22 protein-coding genes and 1 tRNA gene are annotated in these 20,901 nt (G+C 67.3%); 8 read left to right on the top strand and 15 right to left on the bottom strand.

The features are described 5' to 3' along the window. Positions 1 to 39: 39 nt before the first annotated feature. Together ACOGI8_RS15465 and ACOGI8_RS15460 are read right to left on the bottom strand one after the other, a co-directional pair. Positions 40 to 312, bottom strand: a complete 273-nt coding sequence (locus tag ACOGI8_RS15465; protein WP_419854691.1) for a hypothetical protein — start codon at positions 310 to 312, stop codon at positions 40 to 42. Then, entirely contained in the window at positions 309 to 1,415 is a 1,107-nt protein-coding gene (locus ACOGI8_RS15460; RefSeq protein ID WP_419854690.1) for an aromatic ring-hydroxylating oxygenase subunit alpha, read from the bottom strand. The genes ACOGI8_RS15465 and ACOGI8_RS15460 overlap by 4 nt, the downstream gene beginning before the upstream one ends. A 76-nt stretch (positions 1,416 to 1,491) precedes the next feature. On the opposite strand from ACOGI8_RS15460, the gene ACOGI8_RS15455 reads away from it, so the two are divergent. Next, a complete protein-coding gene (locus tag ACOGI8_RS15455) occupies positions 1,492 to 2,490 on the top strand; it encodes a PaaX family transcriptional regulator C-terminal domain-containing protein (RefSeq protein ID WP_419854689.1) in 999 nt (332 codons plus the stop codon). 92 nt (positions 2,491 to 2,582) lie between these two features. After that, positions 2,583 to 3,572 carry a malate dehydrogenase gene (locus tag ACOGI8_RS15450; protein ID WP_419854688.1) on the top strand — a complete coding sequence of 330 codons (990 nt, stop codon included), beginning with the start codon at positions 2,583 to 2,585 and terminating at the stop codon, positions 3,570 to 3,572. 93 nt (positions 3,573 to 3,665) lie between these two features. Here the strand turns inward: ACOGI8_RS15450 and ACOGI8_RS15445 are convergent, their stop codons facing one another. From ACOGI8_RS15445 to purN, 6 genes are all read right to left on the bottom strand, one after another. Further along, positions 3,666 to 4,925 carry an RNA ligase gene (locus ACOGI8_RS15445; RefSeq protein ID WP_419854687.1) on the bottom strand — a complete coding sequence of 420 codons (1,260 nt, stop codon included), beginning with the start codon at positions 4,923 to 4,925 and terminating at the stop codon, positions 3,666 to 3,668. 87 nt (positions 4,926 to 5,012) lie between these two features. Further along, positions 5,013 to 5,558: a DUF6036 family nucleotidyltransferase gene (locus ACOGI8_RS15440; RefSeq protein WP_419854686.1), complete on the bottom strand. Its 546-nt coding sequence runs from the start codon at positions 5,556 to 5,558 to the stop codon at positions 5,013 to 5,015. Between the two features lie 2 nt (positions 5,559 to 5,560). Next, a complete protein-coding gene (locus ACOGI8_RS15435) occupies positions 5,561 to 5,956 on the bottom strand; it encodes a hypothetical protein (protein WP_419854685.1) in 396 nt (131 codons plus the stop codon). Between the two features lie 64 nt (positions 5,957 to 6,020). Next, positions 6,021 to 7,817, bottom strand: a complete 1,797-nt coding sequence (locus tag ACOGI8_RS15430) for a D-alanyl-D-alanine carboxypeptidase (protein WP_419854684.1) — start codon at positions 7,815 to 7,817, stop codon at positions 6,021 to 6,023. Positions 7,818 to 7,887: 70 nt separating this feature from the next. Beyond that, a complete protein-coding gene (gene purH / locus ACOGI8_RS15425) occupies positions 7,888 to 9,450 on the bottom strand; it encodes a bifunctional phosphoribosylaminoimidazolecarboxamide formyltransferase/IMP cyclohydrolase (RefSeq protein ID WP_419854683.1) in 1,563 nt (520 codons plus the stop codon). Beyond that, entirely contained in the window at positions 9,447 to 10,157 is a 711-nt protein-coding gene (purN, locus tag ACOGI8_RS15420) for a phosphoribosylglycinamide formyltransferase (RefSeq protein WP_419854682.1), read from the bottom strand. The genes purH and purN overlap by 4 nt, the downstream gene beginning before the upstream one ends. Before the next feature lie 83 nt (positions 10,158 to 10,240). Here purN and ACOGI8_RS15415 point away from each other — a divergent pair, with 83 nt between their 5' ends. Further along, positions 10,241 to 13,273, top strand: a complete 3,033-nt coding sequence (locus ACOGI8_RS15415) for a UPF0182 family protein (protein WP_419854681.1) — start codon at positions 10,241 to 10,243, stop codon at positions 13,271 to 13,273. 122 nt (positions 13,274 to 13,395) lie between these two features. Then, positions 13,396 to 13,472, top strand: a tRNA-Met gene (locus tag ACOGI8_RS15410). A 46-nt stretch (positions 13,473 to 13,518) separates the two neighbouring features. Here the strand turns inward: ACOGI8_RS15410 and ACOGI8_RS15405 are convergent. Next, entirely contained in the window at positions 13,519 to 14,673 is a 1,155-nt protein-coding gene (locus tag ACOGI8_RS15405; RefSeq protein WP_419854680.1) for an IS481 family transposase, read from the bottom strand. A 220-nt stretch (positions 14,674 to 14,893) separates the two neighbouring features. Between ACOGI8_RS15405 and ACOGI8_RS15400 the strand changes: the two genes are divergently transcribed. From ACOGI8_RS15400 to ACOGI8_RS15390, 3 genes are read left to right on the top strand one after another with little or no spacing between them, the layout of a single operon-like run. Further along, a complete protein-coding gene (locus ACOGI8_RS15400) occupies positions 14,894 to 15,313 on the top strand; it encodes a GNAT family N-acetyltransferase (protein WP_419854679.1) in 420 nt (139 codons plus the stop codon). 52 nt (positions 15,314 to 15,365) lie between these two features. Beyond that, positions 15,366 to 15,587 carry a hypothetical protein gene (locus ACOGI8_RS15395; RefSeq protein WP_419854678.1) on the top strand — a complete coding sequence of 74 codons (222 nt, stop codon included), beginning with the start codon at positions 15,366 to 15,368 and terminating at the stop codon, positions 15,585 to 15,587. Then, positions 15,574 to 15,888: a type II toxin-antitoxin system PemK/MazF family toxin gene (locus tag ACOGI8_RS15390; protein ID WP_419854677.1), complete on the top strand. Its 315-nt coding sequence runs from the start codon at positions 15,574 to 15,576 to the stop codon at positions 15,886 to 15,888. Before ACOGI8_RS15395 ends, ACOGI8_RS15390 begins: the two co-directional genes overlap by 14 nt. 222 nt (positions 15,889 to 16,110) lie before the next feature. On the opposite strand, the gene ACOGI8_RS15385 is transcribed toward ACOGI8_RS15390, so the two are convergent. The 5 genes from ACOGI8_RS15385 to ACOGI8_RS15365 all read right to left on the bottom strand — a co-directional run bounded on the left by ACOGI8_RS15385 (position 16,111) and on the right by ACOGI8_RS15365 (position 19,719). Beyond that, on the bottom strand, positions 16,111 to 16,506 hold the full coding sequence (locus ACOGI8_RS15385) for an FAD-dependent oxidoreductase (RefSeq protein ID WP_419854676.1): 396 nt from the start codon (positions 16,504 to 16,506) through the stop codon (positions 16,111 to 16,113). 73 nt (positions 16,507 to 16,579) lie between these two features. Then, positions 16,580 to 17,731, bottom strand: coding sequence for a transporter substrate-binding domain-containing protein (locus tag ACOGI8_RS15380; protein ID WP_419854675.1), 1,152 nt, complete (start codon positions 17,729 to 17,731; stop codon positions 16,580 to 16,582). 37 nt (positions 17,732 to 17,768) lie between these two features. Then, complete coding sequence (locus tag ACOGI8_RS15375) at positions 17,769 to 18,287, bottom strand: superoxide dismutase family protein (RefSeq protein ID WP_419854674.1); 519 nt, start codon at positions 18,285 to 18,287, stop codon at positions 17,769 to 17,771. Between the two features lie 155 nt (positions 18,288 to 18,442). Continuing rightward, the gene (locus ACOGI8_RS15370; RefSeq protein WP_419854673.1) at positions 18,443 to 18,955 is read right to left on the bottom strand and encodes an RES domain-containing protein; all 513 of its coding nucleotides are present in this window, start codon (positions 18,953 to 18,955) and stop codon (positions 18,443 to 18,445) included. Then, a complete protein-coding gene (locus ACOGI8_RS15365) occupies positions 18,952 to 19,719 on the bottom strand; it encodes a helix-turn-helix domain-containing protein (RefSeq protein WP_419854672.1) in 768 nt (255 codons plus the stop codon). Before ACOGI8_RS15365 ends, ACOGI8_RS15370 begins: the two co-directional genes overlap by 4 nt. Before the next feature lie 186 nt (positions 19,720 to 19,905). Between ACOGI8_RS15365 and ACOGI8_RS15360 the strand changes: the two genes are divergently transcribed. Continuing rightward, positions 19,906 to 20,310: a hypothetical protein gene (locus ACOGI8_RS15360; protein ID WP_419854671.1), complete on the top strand. Its 405-nt coding sequence runs from the start codon at positions 19,906 to 19,908 to the stop codon at positions 20,308 to 20,310. Between the two features lie 29 nt (positions 20,311 to 20,339). Here ACOGI8_RS15360 and ACOGI8_RS15355 read toward each other — a convergent pair whose 3' ends face one another. After that, a complete protein-coding gene (locus tag ACOGI8_RS15355; protein WP_419854670.1) occupies positions 20,340 to 20,816 on the bottom strand; it encodes a mobile mystery protein A in 477 nt (158 codons plus the stop codon). Positions 20,817 to 20,901: the final 85 nt, after the last annotated feature.

Raw genomic sequence — 20,901 nt, 5'->3', positions numbered from 1 at the left:
GGAGCGACGGCCTGCGGCATCTGTGTCGTGACGCGCTCTCTATCCGTACGGATAGAGCAGCCACAGCAGTGACAGCGCCACCCAGGACGAGACGATCAGCCAATACGTGACCGGGTCGCCCCGCCGGGTGACGCGCTGCATGAAGCTGCTCTCGCCCGTGACGATGTCGTAGGCGGCCCAGCCCAGGAACAGTGCCGACCACATCCAATACTGCCCGGAGAACGTCAGCACCCACAGGGCGGCCAGCCCGGCCCACGTCATCCAGGGACGTCGGAGGCGGGTCTGCGGCGGATCGTCCCAGCTCTGGATCATCGGTTCTCTCCTGTGTCGGGGGCCGTATGCACAGCTGGCGGCTTGACGCCGTTCAGACGCCAGTTGAGGTAGTGCCCGAAGTCGGCAACGACCCGTTCGATGGGAACGAGTGGGCCGGGAGCGAAGTCACCGATCGCACCACGCTGACCTCGCTCGCAGATCGCTTTGTCTTCGGGCAGGAAGTCGGGCAGTCCGTATGCGGTGCCACCCGCCCAGCGGCTGAACCAGTTCGCGATCCTGCTGCGCGAGCGGTTGCTCGATGCCGTGCCCCAGGCAGCGCCGGTTCTCACGGCACAGCGTTCGGCATCGATGGGATGGACGGCCTGCCAGAAGAAGACGCCCGAGTTGAACGCGCCGACAAAGCCGGGAGGAAGGCTGATCAGCAGGTAGTCATCGCCGGAGGCGACCGAGCCGCCCGTCGCAGTGGCCCGAGCCGAACCGGTGATGTAGTAGGCCCCTTTGGTCGGCGAGAACGGCTCGAGCGTTTCGGGGTGCACCCGGAACAGGTGGTAGCTCTCCATCGCGTTGAGGATCGCGAGCTTCCAGTTGCAGGCCCATTTCTGCGTTTCTTGCTGATCGGACCGGTGTGCCATGGCGTCGAGGCCGTGTGCGGCGACGTGAGGCTCCACCGCGGCGAAGCGCTCGGCGAGCGGCTCGGCATCGGGGTTCAGACTGACGAAGATGAGGCCGTGCCACGACTCCACCCGGTAGGTCGGCAGGCAGTGCGCCGGCTTGTCGACGGCATCTCGTGGCGCGTGCGGCACCGACAGCAGCCGCCCGCCGTCGTCGTAGGCCCATGCGTGGTACGGACACTGGATCCGCTTGCTGTTGGCCGGCCGGTCGACCAGCAGCGTGCCTCGATGGGCGCACAGGTTCGACAGCGCAGCGAGATCGCCGTTCTGCTGGCGGATGAGCAGCACCGGCTGCCTGCCGACGATCACCGGCAGCTGGTCGCCGGGATTGGGCACGGCATCGACGGTCGTGACGAACACCCAGTCGCTGTGCCAGATCGCATCCAGCTCCGCGGCAAAGATCGCCGGGTCACGAAAGGCGACATTGGGCAGTGCCAAATCGGGGTCGAACATCATCTGGCCGAGGCTCATGCGAGCAGCATACGCCAAATGCCGTAAGATATCAACGGCCGTTGATAATCTACGGCATAACAGCTAGGAGCCAGCGTTGACCGATCACACCGTGGAGGAGCACCACTCGCTGCCGACCCGCGCGTTGGTGCTGTCGACGGTCGGCACCGACGGTGCACTGCACGCCGAGCCGATCTTCGTCATGTCGGCCTTGCTCGGCCACAGTGACAAGGCGGTGCGTGACTGCCTGGCTCGGCTTGCCGGCGAGGGGCTTCTCGTTCACGATTCAGGGCGGGGCCGCGGCGCCAGCTACCGGGTGACTGGTGCGGGCCGTGCGGCCATCGAGAGCGACATCGGCTGGGCCGCTTACGCACATCGCGTCGATGCAGGTCTCGAACCGTGGGACCGATGGTGGCATCTCACGGCCTTCGAAGTGCCCGAACGGCGCCGAGCTGCCCGCGACGCCCTGCGTCGCTTGCTTATCGAGCTCGGTGCTGCACCGATCCAGTCGGGGCTGTACGTGCACCCGCACGACCTCTTCGATCTGGTGTCCCAACTCGCCGAGCATCTCGAGGTGCCTGATGCGGTGCGCAGCTTTGTCACGCCGTCGATCCGCACAGGACTCCCTACAGCCGACAGCGGCGAGCCAGCGGACGACGATCTGGCGGAGTTCGCGAGACGCAACTGGCCCGTCGATGAGCTGGCCGATCGCTACGGCGTACTCGAACGCAAGCTCGCATCGATCGAAGCGGATGCCGATCGTCTCGGCGGCGCCGAGCTCGCTGCAGCGATGTTCGCTGCTGCAGCGGAAACTGAGGCAGTTCATCGCGACGATCCGCTGCTGCCGGTCCAAGTGCTGCCCGACGACTGGGCGGGAAGCCGGGCGCGCCAGGCGTTCATGGCTGCCCACGAGGCGGTGAGCGTTCACAGCGAGCTCTACCGCAACTCGCACTCGATGTCGTCATTCGTCGCCGAGATCGTCCGGTCGCTCGACGAGACCTCCGAGCAGTTCTGGCAGCGCTGGTGGCCCAGGTTCCTCGATGCCTACCGGGCCAAGCTTCCCCCGGCCGCAACCGGCCTGGTACAGCGAGACTGACCGGTACAGAGCGGGGTGCAGAAGGAAGGATGCCGCGCTAGAAACGCCCGCAGCCGGGACGGGTGCCCGGCAGGTCGAACCAGGAGAGCGCAGTGAACGATCCAGTACGAGTAGCTGTGACCGGTGCAGCGGGCCAGATCGGCTACAGCCTGCTGTTCCGGATCGCTTCGGGGGCCATGCTCGGCCCCGACCAGCCAGTCGAGCTGCGGATGCTGGAGATCCCCCCGGCGATGGGCGCGCTTGACGGCGTGATGATGGAGCTCGACGACTGCGCATTCCCGCTGCTGGCGTCGCGGACCGGCACGTCCGACCCCAACGAAGCCTTCGAGGGTGCCGACTACGCGCTGCTGGTGGGCTCGATGCCCCGCAAGGCCGGCATGGAGCGCAGCGATCTGCTTGAGGCCAACGGCGGCATCTTCACTGTGCAGGGCAAGGCGCTGAGCGATTCGGCCAACCCGTCGGTGCGGGTGCTGGTGGTGGGCAACCCGGCCAACACCAACTGCCTGATCGCCATGCGCAATGCGCCCGCCATCGCCGACGGGCAGTTCACCGCCATGACCCGGCTCGACCACAACCGGGCCGTCGCCCAGCTCGCCGGCAAGGCCGGCGTGTCGGTGAACGACGTGACCCGCATGACCATCTGGGGGAACCACTCCGCCACCCAGTACCCCGACATCTTCCACGCCGAGGTGGGCGGTCACAACGCAGCGGCCTTGGTGGACGATCAGGCGTGGCTGGAGGACGACTTCATCCCCACCGTGCAGCAGCGCGGCGCTGCGATCATCAACGCCCGCGGCGCTTCCTCGGCGGCGTCGGCAGCGTCGGCCGCGGTGGATCACATGCGGGATTGGTCTTCGGACACGCCCGGCGGCGACTGGGTGTCGATGGGCATCCCGTCCACCGGTGACTATGGCGCACCCGAAGGCATCATCACCTCGTACCCCGTCACCGTCGCAGGCGGCCAGTACCACGTCGTGACCGGCCTCGACCTCGACGCGTTCAGCCGCGCCCGCATCGAAACCTCCTGGGCCGAACTGGTCGACGAGCGCGACACCGTCGGAGGAATGGGTCTCCTCGGCTGACCCGACAATCGCCGCTGATCAACGGACGTTGTGTCGTCGACGGATTCGATCTGACGCACACCGACTGATCTCGGAATAACGCCGGAGCTTGAGTCACTCTGTGTCCGACTCAGGTAGCGCCGCTCGTATTGGGTCGAGGTCGGGGTCGGTAGTGCTGCGCAGGTCGGACCAGATCTGGGCAAGCGCGTCAGCCAAGCGGCCAGTGCGCAACCGGTACAGGGGGTGAGGGGAGATGCCGTGCTCCGCGGCTGCCCGCTGAGCCGCCAGGGCGAAGCAGCGCGGATCATCGACAAGACCGGCAAGTTCGCCCGCCATGAGCTGGCGATAAAGCTCCAGTTGTGCCTCGGCGTCAGCAAGCAGGCGGGCGGCGAGGTGCACGACGGCCGTGTGCATCTCATCGTCGAGCAGGTCCAGCAGCGCATCGACCAGGCCGCCATGGGCGTCAGCGAGTTCGACTGCGGTCTCGGGCGAGACTCGCAAGGCCTTGACCAGCAAAGCCGGATCGCTCATGCCTGCTGCGATGAGCGCATCCGCGGCGGCGAGCTCCCAGACCTTGCGACTGGTGAGGTGGAAGCGCGCGGCATGCATCCGGAGATAGTCGCTGTGCTTCAACTTGAAGCGCAGTGACGGCTCATCGCGAGTCACCGGATCGAAGCACACCACGTATCCCTCTGATTCCGTTCCCCGGCCTCCCCGCTTCGTCTCGGCGACGGCGTCTTTGAGCGTCAGAGGCCGGGTCTGCGCCTTCGGCCCGGGCCAGTCGAGTCCGTGAGCCGCCAGATCGCTCAGCGAGATATCGGCACCGGTATCGATGTCGATTGCCGCGATCAGCACCAAGTCACGTCGCTCTCCGTAGTCCACGATGATGCCACACGCCGGACTGATGATCTCGAACAGCGGTGTGACGTAGCGCGAGAACTTCGTGTCGGCGTACTTCTCGGCGAGTATCCGGTTCGCTTCGGCGCTCTGCTCGGATGTCAACGACCCGCGGGTGCACAGGCGGGAACTGCCGTCGGATGCTACGTAACCGATGCCGAGCACTCCGTCGAATTTCTCGCAGACTCGCATCTCCCAGCGACCCTCCGACGTGTCGGGCATCGTCGGCGCTGCAGGTTCCCCGGGGTAGAAGAACTTCGGAAACGGTCGGGCCACCACGCGGCCATCTGCGTCGACGATGAGTCCGCGGCAGATGTTCGTGACCTCGTTCCATGCAGCGTCGGCCTGGCACTTCTTCGTGTAGTTGAGGATGCGTAGCCCCGCATGGCAGCGTTCGCGCACGAGTCCATCGCGGATGGCTGCGCGCAGCTCGCGAGCTGGCACGAGGTCGTTGATGTTCATGACCAGGAGTTTCACCTCCAAGACCCTCCACGCCAAAGCGATTTAGTTGAGCTGGCAAAGCGCAGTCTTCGCCCCGGTCGTTGATCGGCGGCGAGCCTGGCTCTATCCGCGGGCGCGGTGGTCGCGTTGAGACTCCTCGATCACTGCTTCGAGCCAGTCGAGTTGGCGACGCCCCAAATCCTCGTCGGGGAACACCTTGTGGACGAGCGCTGCGATGTCGTCGATATCGGCGATCCCAGTGATCTCCATGAGTCGCATCGCGTCACTGATGTCGGTGCGACGAGCCGCTCGCGCCTTCATCGCCAGCATGTGCTCTGGACTCGCGGCGATGACCGTCAAGTACGGATGTTCGAACACCTCGCGCCCGTGCCGCTGCTCGGCCTTGGGCATGTACGGCGTTGCTTGTTCGTTCAGCCAAGTTGACGGCCAGCCTCGCTCGCGTGCCATCTCAGCGGCGATGGACATGACCGCCTCGTAGCCGTCGAGAACGGCTGTGTCGATGTCGCGGGTGGCCCGATCAGCGTCGTAGGCCAGCACCATCGCGGCGCCGCCCGCAATGTAGAGGCGTGCATGCGTTCGCCGACGCTCAAGTCGCTCGGCGAGTTCGCTGAGGGCGGACCGGATCTCAGATTCAGAGAGCGGGATCACCGTCAGACGACCGCTAGCTCGCTGCGAGGAAACCAGACACCGTGTTCCTCGAAGGCACCGGGGGTGGTGATGATGGTGCGCACTCGATCGAAGGCGTAACAGCCGCCGGCGTACCAAAAGTCGGGGAGAAACCTGTGTTCCGCCGATGTCCAGGACGGGGGTGCCATGGCTACGGAGCGTGCAAGGTGCTCGGCATATGCGGCCAGGAAGGCGTCCCAGCGGGAGTCGAACAGCTCTGGTTCGTCGGCAATCAAGGCAGCTCGCTCGTAGGGGTTGGCTTCCTGCCAGACGAGTCCGAAGTCGTGCATGAGGAGACGGAGTCGAAACTCGTCATCGCTGGCGCGCAGAGCCGGCACGTAGTCGGCCAGTGCGTTCGGGGGCCGGGTGGATGAAGTCATGGCGGCGCCTGTGGTTCGCAGCGTACCGACGAACCGGCATCCACTCGGTTGTCGGCGGCAGCGATCAGCTCGCGGGGCCGTAGGTGTAGCGGCCTATGGCGTCGAGCGTGCGTTGGCGCAGGGAGTTGCAGCTTCCGATTCGGATGATCAACGGTTCGTTGGCGATCATGGCGAAGGTGAGCACGTCGCCGTTGGCCGCGGTGCTGACCCCGGCGATGGCCGAGCTGTCGTTGAGCTGACCGCCCTTGGCGAAGACCGTGTTCGCCGGGCCCTGCCCGTTTCCGGGGGGCCGCGGGCCGCAGCTCTGCAGCGTCGGGGTTCGACCCGCGATCGACAGCGAGGTCACCAACCGGGAATCACTGCCGGCCAACAGCAGCAGCCGCACGGCAGCCTCGCAGCTCATGCGGTTGTGAACCGACAGCCCCGAGCCGTCAACCAAGACGATTTCGTCGGCCGTCGTGTCCAGGAGATCGCCGAGCGCGGTACTCGCCGCTTTCGCCGAGCCCGCTCGGGACGAGTCGCCGCCGTGCCGACCGATCTGCTTGAACAGCATCTCCGCTGGCGTGTTCTCCGAGTAGCGCAGGATCCGCACCAGCATCTCAGCGACCGATGGCGAGGTGATGCTGCCCAGATCGGTCGAATCGCCTGCTGCGGGGGCGCTGCCCGAACGCGGCCGGTGACGGATCACCATGCCGCGTGCTTCGAGCAGATCGTCGAAGTCCGACGCTGCTGCCTTCGTCGAATCGGCGCTGCGGGTGTGGCTCCGGCGGTCGATGGCGTAGGGCGAGTAGCCGTCGTTGATGATCAGCCCCGACAAGACGCCCACGAAGTTCCCCGACAGGTACGACTGCTTCCAGATCGCCGGGGTCTCCGGCGTCGCGCCCGGCAGGGAGTGCGAGGTGTAGCTCTGCTCGCCGTCGGCGAACCATGATCCGTCGCCGACGATGGCGCCCTCGATGGTGTCGATGCCGTGAGCGTCGAGCGCCGCCATGACGCTGTCTGCGAGCTGGGTCACGTCGGTGTAGGGGCGCGCATCGGCAATGCGATTGATGTAGCCGGGCGTGGCCAGCACCGGGTCACCGCCGCCGATGAGGTACAGGTCGCCGCGCAGCACGCCGTCGCTGACCGCATCGAGCGCGCCGGCGTCGGCAACCACCCGGGTGGTGAAGGTGGCCTCGGCGCCCAGTTCGCTCAGCGCGGCAGTGGCCGTGGCGAGCTTGGCGAGCGATGCCGGCAGCAGGGGCGTGTTCGCCTTGTGTTCGAAGATCGGCTTGCCGTTGCGATACAGCGACATGCACATGTCGTCTGTTGCCTCGCTGGACCGCAGCGCGGCCGAGAATTCGGTTGCCAGCCGCTGCTGCCAGGCAGGCGTGCCGTCAACTTCCTCACCTGTGTCGTCGGATCCGCTGGGGTCCTCACCTGCAGCAAGGGCCGCCGCAACCTCGCCCACCGCGGTTGCGGTCTCCCAGCGATCTGCGCCGTAGACGCGGGTCATCTTGCGGCCCGACAGCTTGGTGTTCGGCACTGCTGCGGGCCCGCCGACGACATAGCCGCCGGCCGCTGCTGTGGCGAGCCTCTCCAGCTGGTCCTGCGGGAATGGGTCGTCGCGGCCGCCGGCCAGCACGATGCAACTCTTGGCGTCCAGCACGCCGACGAGCGTGACGGCCGAGTAGATGTCGGACTGTGCGTCGGCATCGGACGCGACGATCACCGGCACCGCACCGGCGCAGTCGCCCAGCACCTCGGGCGGCGGCAGCGTCGCCGATCCTGCTGCCTGTGCGCCTGCGCTCGCCGGCCACATTCCCACGAGACCTGCAGCTACAAGAACCGCAGCAGCCGCGGCAGCGCCTAGCCGCTTCATCGGAGTCGCGTCGACTGCGTTCGATGGTCTTGCCATTAGTGCCGACTGCGTTCAATGGTTCCGGCACTCATCAGTGCCGGAACTGCCGCTCGCCGGTGAACAGCATGGCGAGGCCAAGCTCGTTGGCCCGGGCGATCACGTCGTCGTCTCGCAGGGCGCCGCCGGGTTGCACCACTACGGCCACGCCCGCCTCAGCCGCCGCCTCGACGCCGTCGCCGAAGGGGTAGAACGCGTCGCTGGCACAGGCGCCGCCGGCAGCCCGCCCGTCGGCTTTGGTTGCCGCGAGCTGACCGGACTCCACCCGGTTCTGCTGGCCGGCGCCAATGCCCCAGGCCGTGCGGTCCCGCGCCAGCACGATCGCGTTCGACATGACGTGCCCGCAGACCCGCCAGGCGAAACGGGCATCGGCCAGCTCGCTGGCCGTGGGCTTGCGTTGGGTGACCACCTGCCAGTTCTCAGGCGCTGAAGCGAACCTGTGGGGCGACTGCACCAGCCATCCGCCGTTGATCTGCCGCAATGACAGGCCGGCCTCGTCGGGCCGTGGCGCCTCCAGCACCCGGGTGTTGCGCCGCTTGGCCTCGAGGCGCTCCACCACGCCGTCCTCGTAGCCGGGCGCGATGATCAGGTCGGCCTGGGCGGCGGCTTCGATGCGCTCGACCGTGTCGAGGTCGACGATCTTGTTGAACGCCACGATCCCGCCGAACGCCGAGCGGGCATCGCAGTCGTACGCCCGCTGGTACACGTCGGCGAGATCGTCGCCGGCCGCGGCACCGCACGGGTTGGCGTGCTTCACGATCACGACCGCCGAAGAGCTCTCAGCAGCGCCGAGGTCGTGCACGATCCGCCATGCCGCATCAGCGTCGAAGAAGTTCAGGTAGCTGAGCGCCAGCCCGCTGTGCTGGTAGGCGTGGTCCCACCAGGTCGACTCGCCGACCGGCCGGTAGCGGGCGCCGAGATGGTGCGGGTTCTCGCCGTAGCGGCATTCGTCCACCCGTTCCAGCGCCAGGTGCACGGTCGGCGGCAGGGGAGCGGGTGATTCATCGGCCCCTGCCTCGGTCTCGCCCTCGGCGGGCTCGTCTAGCCAGCTCACGATCGCCGCGTCATAGGCAGCCGTATGGGCGAAGGCGGCCCGCGCCAGCCGCCGCCGCGTCACCGCGCTCAGCCCACCGGCACCTGCATCGGCCAGCTCGGCCAGGACCGCCTCGTAGTCGGCGGGGTCCACCACCACGCCCACGCCGCCGTCATCGTCGCCATGGTTCTTCGCCGCCGCCCGCACCATCGCCGGCCCGCCGATGTCGATCAGCTCGGGCCCCGGATCGGACCGGAACGGGTACAGGTTGCACACCACCAAGTCGATGGCCGCGATGCCGTGCTCGTCGAGCGACGCCAAGTGCGCTGGCTTCGACCGGTCCGCCAGGATCCCGCCGTGGATGCGAGGGTGCAGCGTCTTCACCCGGCCGTCCAGCATCTCGGGGCTGCCGGTGACGTCTTCCACCGCCAGCACCGGCACGCCGGCCTCGGCCAGCGCCGCAGCCGTCCCGCCGCTCGAGACGATCTCCCACCCGAGGTCCGACAGCCGGGTCGCGAAGTCGACCACACCCGTCTTGTCCCACACCGAGATCAACGCCCTCATCGGGTCTGTCCTTCCTGCCTGTATTCGAGTTCGACTTCCCGCAAGCCCATTGCGTCCTCACCGGCACAGCGCTCCAGGAACACCGCAATCGTGGCCGGGTAGAGCTTCCTCTCCACCGCCTTGATTCGCTCGTGCAGCGTGGCCTCGTCGTCGCCGGCCAGCACTGGCACTGCCTGCTGGGCCAGCACCGGGCCGGCGTCCACCTCGGGAATCGCCACATGCACGGTGCAGCCCGACTCGACAGCCCCCGCATCCAGCGCTTCACGCACGGCGTGCCAACCCGGGAACGCCGGCAGCAGCGACGGGTGGGTGTTCAGCACCCGCCCCCGGTAGCGCCCGTCGCCCCATGCGAAGAACGACTCGTCCAGCACCGTGCCGAAGCCGGCCATCGCCACCACGTCCACGCCTCGACCGCCGAGCACGGAAGCCAGCTCGCAGCTGTAGCCCTCGCGGTCAAAGCGCCGCCGCCCCGAAACAGCGCGCCCTCCCGCCGCGTCGTCCATGCCGGTCGCACTGCCCCCACCTGAGTCGCTGGCCCCGCCCGTCCAGTCCGAACGGGCCACCAGCACTGTCTCGATCCCTGCGCCGTCGGCAATGCCCAGCCCCCGGCACGGCCGATCGGCCCCCACCAGGTCCACCGGCAGCCCGCTGTCGAGCATCGCTTCGAGGATGGATCCGGTTCCCGAGACCAGTACCGCCAGCCGCACGGCGCCGAACCTACGCGCCCCGCGCGCCGGCGGCGCGGTACGCCGCCTGCGGTGCCCGCGCTCCCCAGTAGCCTCAGCGCCGTATGCGCCCGCCCGAGGACATGCCACCCCCTTCGTCTGGGCCACCAGGCGGGCCTCAGGGTCCTCAACGACCCCAAGGTCCCGGCGGCCCCCAGCGGGTGCCACGCCGCCCACGCGGCCTCACCCGGTTCCGCCTGATCATCGGCATCGTCGTCGCGGCCGGCCTCGTCCTGCTGTTCTCCATCCGGGGCCTCGCCGGCTTCTGGACCGACTACCTGTGGTTCGACAGCCTGGGCTACGCCTCGGTGTGGTGGAAGGTGCTGTGGGCCAAGATCGGCCTCGGGCTGCTGTTCACGGCGATCTTCTTCGTGCTGCTGTGGGTGAACCTGTTCATCGCCGAGCGTCTGGCCGCACGCGCCACGCCGACGGGCCCGGCCGAGGACATCGCCGCCCGCTGGCACCAGATCTCCCGTCGTCGCCGCGCCCTCATCCGCATCGGCGTCTCGCTGGTGCTCGCCTTCATGGTCGGCACCGGCGTCTCGGGCCAGTGGGAGTCGTGGCTGTTCTTCATCAACGCCACCGACTTCGGCCTCACCGACCCCCAGTTCGGCCGCGACATCGGCTTCTACGTCTTCCGCCTGCCGTTCTTCAACTTCCTGGTCGGCTGGGCATTCGCCGCGGTGCTGGTCACGTTCATCTTCACCACCATCTGGCACTACCTGAACGGCGCGATTCGGGTGCAAGCCCCTGCCGGCAGCCGGGTGCAGCCGCAGGTGAAGGCGCACCTGTCGCTGCTGCTGGGCCTGCTGGCGCTCATCAAGGCGGTGGGCTACTACTTCGACCAGTTCGAGCTCACGCTGTCCACCCGGGGCTTCGTCGACGGCGCCACCTACACCGACGTCAACGCCCAGCTGCCGGTGCTGCGGCTGCTGATGGTGATCAGCCTGTTCAGCTTCCTGCTGCTGGTGGTGAACATCTGGCGGCGGGGCTTCACCTACCCGGTGATCGCCGTGGCGCTGTGGGTGGTGATCGCCGGGCTGGCGGGCGCTGCCTACCCCGCCATCGTGCAGCGCTTCCAGGTGGAGCCCTCGGAGTCGACCCGGGAGGCGCCCTACATCGAGCGCAACATCGAGATGACCCGCATCGCGCTCGGGCTCGACAACGTGTCGCCCCGCGAGTTCAACTACGAACCCGGGCTGACCGCCGAAGACATCGAGAACAACTTCGACACGGTGCGCAACGTGCGGCTGCTCGATCCCGCCGTCATGCAGGACACGTTCCAGCAGACCCAGGGCATCAAGAGCTTCTACGACTTCCGCGACATCGACGTGGACCGCTACGAGATCGACGGCCAGGTCACCCAGATCGTGCTGGCGGCCCGTGAGCTGCGCCCCACCGAGCTGCCCACCGACACGTGGGAGACCGAGCACGTCGCCTACACCCACGGCTACGGCGTGGCGGCAGCGCCGGCCAACGGGGTCGACGCCAACGGCCGCCCGGCGTACGCGCTGGGCGACATCCCGAATGTGATCACGCCGGGCGCTGAGGCGCTCGAGCTCGACGAGCCGGGCCTGTACGTGGGCGAGGACCTGCAGGGCTACGCCATCGTGGGCGCCCAGCGTGCCGAGGTCGACTTCCAGGACGACGACGACCGCACCGAGACCACCCGCTACGACGGTGCCGACGGCGTGGGCATCGGCGGCTTCTTCCGGCGCCTGGCCTTCGCGGTGCGCTTCGCCGAGCCGAACCTGCTGGTGTCGGGCGAGATCCAGGGCAGCAGCCGCATCCTCTACAACCGCGACATCCAGGAGCGGGTGAGCCTGTTGGCCCCGTTCCTGTCGTATGACAACGACCCCTATCCCGTGGTGATCGACGGGAAGGTGAAGTGGGTGCTCGACGCCTACACCACCACCACGCAGTTCCCGTACGCGCAGCGCACCAATTCGCGGGCGGCCACGCTGGGCAGCGATCTGCGAGACCCGCATAACTATGTGCGCAACTCGGTGAAGGCCGTGGTGGACGCCCACGACGGCACGGTCACGTTCTACGTGGTCGACCGCAGCGACCCGATCGTGCAGTCGTACATCAAGCAGTTCCCGGCGCTGTTCGCCACCGAAGACCCGCCCGCCGAGCTGCAGGAGCACTTCCGCTATCCCGAGGACCTGTTCCGGGTGCAGACCGATGCGTGGGGCCGGTACCGCCTCAATGACCCGTCGGAGTTCTACGACGCTGCTGGTGCGTGGGCGGTGGCGCAAGACCCGGGCGATTCCATCGGCCAGACCACGGTGGAGACGGTGCGCGACGAGACGACAGGGCAGGTGATTGCCACGGTCGAGGCCAGGATCTCGCCGCAGTACCTGCTGTTCCGATTGCCCGGCGACGACGATGCGTCGTTCGTGATCTTCCGGCCGTTCGTGCCGTTCTCCGAGGATGATTCCCGGAAGAACCTCGAGGGCTTCATGGTGGTCCACAACGATCCCGACCGGTACGGCCAGATCGAGGTGTTCGAGATCCGCTCGGATCAGCCCATCGACGGTCCGGCGCTGTTCAACTCGAACATCCAGACCGAGGAGGAGATCTCCGAGCGGCTGACGCTGCTGAACCAGAACGGTTCAGTGGTGCGGCCCGGCAACCTGCTGCTGATCCCGGTGGAGAACTCGCTGCTGTACGTGCGGCCGTTGTTCATTGCGGCCACGGGGCCGACGGCGGTGCCCGAGCTGCAGTTGGTGATTGCCGGCATCGGCTCGAACGTTGTGATCTCTGAGACGTTCGAAGGGGCGCTCGAGAAAGCGATCGGCGCCAGCATCGACATCGGCAACGGCACAGTGCGCCGAACCGACGAAGCGCCCGCTGCGCCCGACGACCCCGAGGACGAGCCTGCAGCAGCCGCGCCCGAAGATGAGGCCGACGAGCCCGACACGGCGCCGGACACTGACGACGTGGGTGACTTGCTCGAACGGGCCGCAAGGGCCTTCGAGCGGGCCGACGCCGCCCTGCGCGAAGGCGATCTCGCCGCCTACCAAACGGCAGTCGACGAGGCCGAACGCCTCATTGCCAGAGCTGCCCGAATCCTCCAACAAGCCGCCACCGGCTAACCCCCCCGCCGCCGCTGCCCGAGGCTCCGGAGTCGCTCAGCAGCCTTCGACTCTGAGATGAGCGGGGCCCGTGCCCAGCCTTGCTGGCGTCGGGAGGCCACTGGTAGGGTTATCGCTCTCGCCGCGGGGTGGAGCAGTCTGGAAGCTCGTCGGGCTCATAACCCGAAGGTCGCAGGTTCAAATCCTGCCCCCGCCACCAAGTGTGATGTCGCGAGACATCGGAACGTTGTGAACCTGCGCGGTTGTCAGTTTTGGGGTTGGTAGTCGCGTTGTGGGTTGAGGGTGAGGGCTCGGATGAGTTCTCCGGTGTCGTGGTCGATGACGCGGATGTTGAGTCCGGCGATGAGCAGGATGACTGGGGTGCCTGTGTGGGAGCGGCCGATGCCGATGTGGTGGAGTCGGCCGTTGTGGCGCAGTGTGACTGAGCCGGTTTTGTCGACGCGGTCTGTGCGGACGCGGTGGTGGGTGGGGCTGTTGTGGGGTTGGGGTGTGGCTTTGGGCAGGCGCCGGTAGGCGACCGCCGGGGTGGAGCGGCCGAGGCTGCGGTGGGGTCTGCGGTTGTTGTATTCGTCGGTGAAGTCGTCGAGGTGTGCTTGGAGCTGGTCGACGCTGTGGGCGGGGGGTCGGGCTGCGAGCCATTTTTTGAGGGTCTGCTGGAAGCGCTCGACTTTGCCGCAGGTTCTGGGGTGGTTGGGGCGGGAGTGCTTCTGTGCGACGCCGAGGTCGGCCAGGAGGGTCTCGAGGGCGTTCTTGCCGCCTCGGCCGCCGGCGTAGCGAGTGGTGTAGACCATGGCGTTGTCTGACAGCACCGAGGCGGGACACCCGTGCTGGTCTGCTGCTTTTGTGAACGTGTCGGCGACTGCTGGGCCGCTGACTCGCCGGTGGGCGGTGACCGACAGTGCGTAGCGGGAGCAGTCATCGAGCCAGGTCAGGATCTCGGCTGGGGCGCGGTCGGCGAGCCGAGTGTGGGTGAAGTCGGTCTGCCAGGTCTCGTTGGGCAGGTCCGCCGCGAATCGCACATAGGAGCTGCGGGGCCGCTTGGCGGGCTCGGGGGTGACCAGGCCCGCCGCGACCAGACGCCGCCGGATCGTGGAGGGCGACACCATGATCTGGTGACGGCGCTCCAGATGCCACGCGATCGTCGCCGGCCCCGCGTCGAGCCCCTGGGCGGCCAGCTCGATGCGCAGGCCCACAACCAGATCGGTCACCGCGTCGGGAACGCGGGCCGGCGAGCTGCGAGGGCGACGCGACCTGGGCTCGAACGCCGCCTCGCCCTCAGCCCGCCAGCGAGCCACCAGCTTGGTCACCCACGAACGCGACAACCCGTACTGAGCAGCCACATCAGCGTGGGTTCGCCCCTCCACCACAACAGCCATGATCACCAGGCGATTCCGCGACATCGCACACCCTGGACCGCACAGCCGAAGTTCCTATGTCTCGCGACATAAGGTTCCTATGTCCTGAACCACCACACTGCCCCCGCCACCAAGGACATGTTGGCCAGTTCAACGACCTGACCGTTGCCCAGCGTCGCCGTGCGACGGGTCTCGGAACCAGGCGCACGAGGTCCGCTAGAAGCCGGGGCGGGTTGAGCAGGACGAGGCTTCTGCATACGGGTTGGTGCCAGAACGGAACTCGTCCGAAGATTATGTCCCGATTCCGCATGGAGACAGCCGCCGTAACGTTGCGGGGCGTGGTGGTGCGGTATTCGTCGTGGAAATCAACGGCCGGGCCGAGGCGATGATGGGCATCGGTTCGACCTCCATCGAGGCGCAGGCCGTGATCTGGGGCATGTGGGTAGCGCCTGCATTTCGGCGCAGGGGGTACGGCCAGCAGTTGCTTGCAGCCGGCATCACATGGGCCCGAGATCTCGGGCTCGAGTCCGTCTCGCTCGAGGTGTTCCCTGCGAACACCGCCGCGGCAGCGCTCTATGGGGCCGCGGGCTTTCGTCCGGTCGTCGCAAACGATGCACCGACCGACCCCAGCCAAGCTCTGACTCTCGTGCTGTCGCTCGACTCACCGCAATCGGGACACGACTGAATTCGGCGCTGCCAGCGACCGAAGGGGATGCATGACAGATATACTCAGTGGTATGTCCGATTCGACTACCATCAAGGTTTCGGTGCGGACGCGGGATGCGTTGCGTCAGCTTGCCGATCGTGAGGGGCTGACGTTCGACGCCCAGATCGAGAAGCTGATCCAGCGGGAACGCCGCCGCATCATCGGGGCTCAGCTCGCGAGCGCCCCGCTGAGCGCCGACGACCAGGCCGTGCTGGATGCGTCGGCCAGCGATGTCCTCGATGCGAGCGGGTGACGTCGCCCACTGCGACTTCGGGGCGCCGGCGAGCGGCGAGCCGGGATTCGTGCGGCCGGCGATCGTCGTCACGTCCGATGACGTCCTCGAATTTCGTCAGCACGCGATCGTGGTCGTTCCCTGCACGACCACGAGGCGAGGGTGGCTGAGCGAGGTCGACGTTGCCGGCTTCGGTGTGGCCCAGGCGCATCTGCCCACGACGCTCAGCGTCGACCGCGTCGTCGAAGAGACAGGCACCAACATCGGATCCGTCGCGCTGCGGCAGATCCGTGAACTCATCGCCGACCTCATCGGACTCTGAACCGCCCATCACTTGGCGGCGGCGGACGCCGGGGGTTGCTGAAATACCGGCGGCATGACGTTCTCACCTGCTGGGCACATCGGGGCGGTGCCGCCGGTGATCCGGACCAGGCGCGTGCCGCCGCCGCGCGCACCCTCGCCTTCTACACCGGCAGCGACAGCCCCGACGCCTGAGGCCAGGCAACTCCTCGGCGCCCGTGGCGAGCGCTTCAAACGACAGCGCCTAGCCAGCGACGGACATCAGCAGGCCGGCGACGTGGTTGGCGGTGCTTTCGCCGGTGGAGAGGGCACCGTTGACCGATGGGATGCCCATGTAGTCGCCTGCCAGGAACAGGTTGTCGATGTTGCCCGCAAGCTGCTCGGGCACATCGGCCAAGGCGGCGAGCATCCCGGGCAGCCCCAGCTCTTCGCAGATGCGGAAGGCGGTGTCGTAGGTGGCGGTGAAGACGAACGCGCCCATGTCCACCGAGAAGCCGTCGATCTGCTCGCCCTTGCCGCGCCCGCCTGCCCGGTCGGAACCCTCGAGCAACAGGGGAGTGATGCCCCGCTTCATCAGCGTGTAGGCAGCGCTGAGCCCAGCGAAACCCCCGCCCACAATGACAACCCGCTCGGTGCTCATGCGAAGGGCCCCCTGGCGTTCACGCTGCGCGTGCTGTCCCCTAGCCGTCCGCGCGCCTGCACCGTAACCGCCCTCAGCCCGAGGGCTGCCACTGGCGGGCGCGCGTGGCGAAGACGGTGTTGTCGGCGAGCCAGTCGGTGATACCGATACGGCCGTTGTCGGTGAGCCAGGCAACGGCGGTGTTGATCGCGGAATGCAGTTCGGCATTGGCTGCGTCGATGGCGAAGCCGCCGTGCTCGACAGCCTCATCGAGTGCGGTGACTGCGAATTCCCCGTCTGAGTCGAACGCCGCGGCGGCGTTGCCGATGGCGCCCCCGGCAATGGCGTCCACGTCGCCACGGGACAGCGCGTCGAGCAACTCCTGCTCGCCCGCCGACTGGCCCGGATACACCACATCGGGCAGGTTCGGGTCGGGCGGCTCGATGCGGGTCCGGTGAGCGAGATCGGCCGAAGCACCGGCTGCCGTGATGCTGTGCCGCCCGTCATCACCGACGAGCACCACGCCTGCCGGCATGTGGACACGGGTGCCTGGGGCAAGTCGGCCGTCGTCGGTGATACCGAGCAATTGCAGCAACCGTGCCTCGCCGGTAGTGCCGGTGAGCACACCCACACGGTCGGTGGCGCGCAAGTCGCCGTGGCTCCGAATGCGCTCGGCATCGGCGGAGCGCACCAGCAGCGACTGACGGAACTCGATGTGCGGTTCGGTGAAGGCGATGACGGTGGCGCCATCGGCGTCACGCGTGCGGCTGTCGAGCGCAGTGATGCCGCCGCCGGTCATGTCGAAGGAATCCGACGCCGCCATCAGCCAGATGCCGGGCCACTCGGTGATCGGGCTTCGGACGAAACGCAGCCCGAACCCGTCCATTGCCTCGATGGCGCTCAGCAGGTCGGCTTCGTACCCGATGTGGCCGCCTCGGTCTGAGGGCCGCTGGCCGTTGCCCGAAGCGTCATGCTCGCTGTGCTGATCGTTCTGGCCGTCGGCCAGCGCGCTCACCGGTTCGAAGTAGGCATAGAACCCGTACCGCACGAGTGTCTCTGCGGTGGAGCTGCCCGATTGCCGCTCGCCTGGTTCGCTCGAATCGGCCGGCACCGTCGAGACCGGCGGTTCGCCGGTGCAACCCGTCAGCCCGAAGAGTGCGAATGATGCCAGCACTGCGATGGCGGCCAGCCAGCGGCGCGAGCCAGCCTTGGGTGACGCAGGCTGATCAGTTCTGCCCCACGTCATGCGCAGCCCGAGTAGCGGTTCGCAGGTGTCGTGCGGTTCAGCTTCGTTCGATCACGCCGCAGGCCACGCGGTCGCCGGCGCCGGGTTCGGCGCCGTAGGAGTCGGGCTGGGCGTGAATGATGATGGCCGAGCCGTCGGCGTCGAACACTGTGGTGTCGGCGTCAGCCGCGAGCGTGATCTTGCTGGTGAAAACGTCGGCCCGAGCAGTGCCATCGCTGGCGGCGTAGAGGTTGGGAAGATCGCCGGCGTGCTGGTCGTCGCCGTACATGAACCCGTGGCCGTGACCGCTGGGGGCGAAGTGGCCGCCGGCGGCGGAGAAGTCTGGTGTGCATGCGCCCGCATCATGAATGTGGAACCCGTGTGGACCCGGCGTCAGCCCGCTGACGTCGGCAGACACCAGCACGCCGTTCGGACCCTGCTCCAGAGTGACGGTGCCCATCGGCGACCCGTCGGGCCCCGCGATAGCGGCTGTTGCCCGCTGGCCGACACCGGCGATGTCGTCGCCGTCATCCCCGCCGCAGGCGGCAAGCCCTGACAAGGCGAGGAGCCCCGCCATCAACACAGTGATCGTTCCCCGAGAGCGCATACCCAGTCCTGACTGTTTCACCAGCTGCAAGCCCCGACCAAGCTAGGTCATGGCACAAGCAACTCCGGGTGACATGCCGCGCCAGCGACAGCGGCGAGTGCTGAGGCTCGCCGACTGTTCGGCCGTTACCACCACTGCTCAAAGGTGAGACGCGCTCGGGGTTGCACCTCAATGCTGCGCGGGAACCACGCGAGTTCTCGAGTGCCGCCGGGTGCGGCCGAGCGGCAGTCGACGCCATCGAGTCCAGCGTCGAATGCCGCTCGGCCGATGGGTTGGCAGATGCGGTGAGGGATGAGGTGCTCGTCGTTGTCGAGCGGGTAGCTCGTCGGCAAGCCCGCAGTTGTCAGACCCGCGTCGGTATATGCATCGACCGCCTGACCCTCCGGCACGTCCACCTGAACCAGCAGCGGCGCCGTGGCAGGGTCGAGATCGTCAGGTCCGTAAGGCAGCCCAGCGAAGCGCTTGGTCAGATTCGCCCGCGCAGTAACCAAGTCGCTGTTGAGGTACAGGCATGGGAGTCCCGGCGGGTTCCACCGCTGCCCGCCGCGTGCCGCATACGAGGAGTCGAGCGGGTCGCCCCAGTCGGGATCGGCGATGCGGTAGTGCTCACCGCCGACGTGGACTGTGACGAGCTTCATGCCACGGTGGCGTAGTCGAAGCTCGCCCGCACCGAGTCGGCCAGCCATTCGTGCTCGCCGTCGGCGATGACTTCCAGCATGCTGCGGCCGCTGTACGCGTCGGCATGGCGGCGCGCCACTGCGGCAGGCATGCCGGCCCGGAGCCGGTGCTGCAGGATGTCGGCAATCTGGGCCAGGGCACCCACCTTGGCGAGCCGATCCGGCGGCGGTCCGGCAAGCAGCCACTTCTCGATTGCTTGGCGCGTCACCCCCATCATCTCGGCCACATCGCGGCTGGAGAGATCGAGGATCGCCATCGCTCTGCGCAGCGGCTCGGCATACCGCTGTTCGAGTTCGATGTCGCTAAACGACTTGAGCAGCCAGGCGAAGCGATGCTCGTCGATGCCAAGGCGTGGCTTGGTGCATTCGTGCGGCAGACCCCGAACAGCCCCTCGCAGGCGATCGACGAGCACGGTGAGGGCGCCGATGCCATCTGCGCTCGGAGCCGCCCAGTAGGTCTCGGCAGCGCTCCGTCGAGACAGGTTGGCAAGCAGTGTGCGGCTGACGTACGTGGTGAAGTCCGGTTCGCGCCGGGGCAGGTCGGCCAAGGTGCGCGATACCGTGTCGATCTGCCACCAGTAGCGGCGAATTGTTGCCAGATCGCCGTCTCGGTCGAGTCCCTTGACCAGCACATCGAGCGCTGCGACAACGTCGGGAAAGGCGCGCGCCGCCGCCTCCGATGCCGACTCAAGGTCGCCGTCGAGCAGTTCGTCCAGAGTGGCCACAACAGCACACTATGCGCTGATGCAACCATAAAGCAATCTATTTCAGTTGCGCCAATATCGCCTGGCGTTGTGTCGCTGGCAGCTCACCTGGGTATTGCGGGGCATCGCCGCCGATGTCCACAGGCGGCACTCGGGTGTCTCATCGGTGTTGCACGGCATTGAGCGGCCGCGACAATTGGGGGTGATATGGCGGCGTCCGGGAGGTTCGAGCAGTTCACGTTGGCTGGGATCGCTGCGCTGCATCTCGGAGTCGGGCTGACGCATACCTACAGTCACGCGGCTGCGGACGTGCCCATACCGGCCGTCCAACAGGTGTACATCGCGGTGGTCGTGACGCTGCTGCCGCTGGCCGCGGTGTGGCTGGCGTTCCGTCGCAGCCTCCGGATGGGTGCTGCGCTTTTTGCCGCCTCGATGTACGCCTCGTTCGTGTTCGGCTACCTGCTGCACTTCGTGATCGACAGCCCAGACCTGCACTCCAACGTCGTCGGCGACAGCGCCGGCGTGTTCTTCCACACGGCACTCAACCTGGCGCTCATCGAATTTGTCGGCTTCGCATTCGGCCTAGTCGCCGCCCTCCGCCGAACCCGCTGAGCGCTGCGCGGGCGACATGCCGACGTTGACTATCGGGGGTCGTCCTCGTCTGTACGCCAGAGGTCACGCCGACGCTTGAATTCGAGGGCGAGGTCCGCGATCTGCGCTTCGAGATCTTCGGGGGTGACTTCTTGGTCCTCTAGCCGCGAGTGGGCCATGACGCTTTGCAAGTGCCTGATGGCGCAGAGCCGAGCTTGAGCGTCGACCATTCCGTCGAGGCCTGTGCGGGGCACGAGTGCATAGACGAGGTCGCATTGCATGGCATCGGCGACCCTGGTGAGGGTGTCGAGCTTGAGCGTCCGTTCTCGCTCGCCTCGTTCGATGGCGGGGATGCGCGATGGGTGAACGCCCATGCGGCGGGCCAAGTCTCCGCTGGTCATCCCCAGTGAGTCACGCAGCGTGCGGATCCAGCCCTGGGGAGGGGGGGCAAGATCAGCGAGGTCACCGTGTCGGCCAAAGCGCTGGTCGAGCCGGCGTCGTGATTGGGCTCGTTTGTCTCGCAGCATCTGACACTCAGCTAATGGGAACTACTTATAGCTATCGTAGGATCGATTCTATGGATATGTATTTGTATTCGAGAGTCGACAGGAT

It is taken from the genome of Candidatus Poriferisodalis sp., assembly GCF_965204195.1.
GTDB lineage: Bacteria > Actinomycetota > Acidimicrobiia > Acidimicrobiales > Poriferisodalaceae > Poriferisodalis.
This window is presented reverse-complemented; position numbering and strand designations above follow the sequence as displayed.

What these genes read in the sequence shown, in the direction of transcription:
- ACOGI8_RS15460 (WP_419854690.1), bottom strand. Translation starts at nt 1,415, where the DNA reads ATGAGCCTCGGCCAGATGATGTTCGACCCCGATTTGGCACTGCCCAAT.
- ACOGI8_RS15360 (WP_419854671.1), top strand. Translation starts at nt 19,906, where the DNA reads ATGGCGGCGTCCGGGAGGTTCGAGCAGTTCACGTTGGCTGGGATCGCT.
- ACOGI8_RS15375 (WP_419854674.1), bottom strand. Translation starts at nt 18,287, where the DNA reads ATGGCGGGGCTCCTCGCCTTGTCAGGGCTTGCCGCCTGCGGCGGGGAT.
- ACOGI8_RS15385 (WP_419854676.1), bottom strand. Translation starts at nt 16,506, where the DNA reads ATGAGCACCGAGCGGGTTGTCATTGTGGGCGGGGGTTTCGCTGGGCTC.
- ACOGI8_RS15405 (WP_419854680.1), bottom strand. Translation starts at nt 14,673, where the DNA reads ATGTCGCGGAATCGCCTGGTGATCATGGCTGTTGTGGTGGAGGGGCGA.
- ACOGI8_RS15370 (WP_419854673.1), bottom strand. Translation starts at nt 18,955, where the DNA reads ATGAAGCTCGTCACAGTCCACGTCGGCGGTGAGCACTACCGCATCGCC.
- ACOGI8_RS15395 (WP_419854678.1), top strand. Translation starts at nt 15,366, where the DNA reads ATGTCCGATTCGACTACCATCAAGGTTTCGGTGCGGACGCGGGATGCG.
- ACOGI8_RS15380 (WP_419854675.1), bottom strand. Translation starts at nt 17,731, where the DNA reads ATGACGTGGGGCAGAACTGATCAGCCTGCGTCACCCAAGGCTGGCTCG.
- ACOGI8_RS15430 (WP_419854684.1), bottom strand. Translation starts at nt 7,817, where the DNA reads ATGAAGCGGCTAGGCGCTGCCGCGGCTGCTGCGGTTCTTGTAGCTGCA.
- ACOGI8_RS15415 (WP_419854681.1), top strand. Translation starts at nt 10,241, where the DNA reads ATGCGCCCGCCCGAGGACATGCCACCCCCTTCGTCTGGGCCACCAGGC.
- ACOGI8_RS15355 (WP_419854670.1), bottom strand. Translation starts at nt 20,816, where the DNA reads ATGCTGCGAGACAAACGAGCCCAATCACGACGCCGGCTCGACCAGCGC.
- ACOGI8_RS15435 (WP_419854685.1), bottom strand. Translation starts at nt 5,956, where the DNA reads ATGACTTCATCCACCCGGCCCCCGAACGCACTGGCCGACTACGTGCCG.
- purH (WP_419854683.1), bottom strand. Translation starts at nt 9,450, where the DNA reads ATGAGGGCGTTGATCTCGGTGTGGGACAAGACGGGTGTGGTCGACTTC.
- ACOGI8_RS15390 (WP_419854677.1), top strand. Translation starts at nt 15,574, where the DNA reads ATGCGAGCGGGTGACGTCGCCCACTGCGACTTCGGGGCGCCGGCGAGC.
- ACOGI8_RS15465 (WP_419854691.1), bottom strand. Translation starts at nt 312, where the DNA reads ATGATCCAGAGCTGGGACGATCCGCCGCAGACCCGCCTCCGACGTCCC.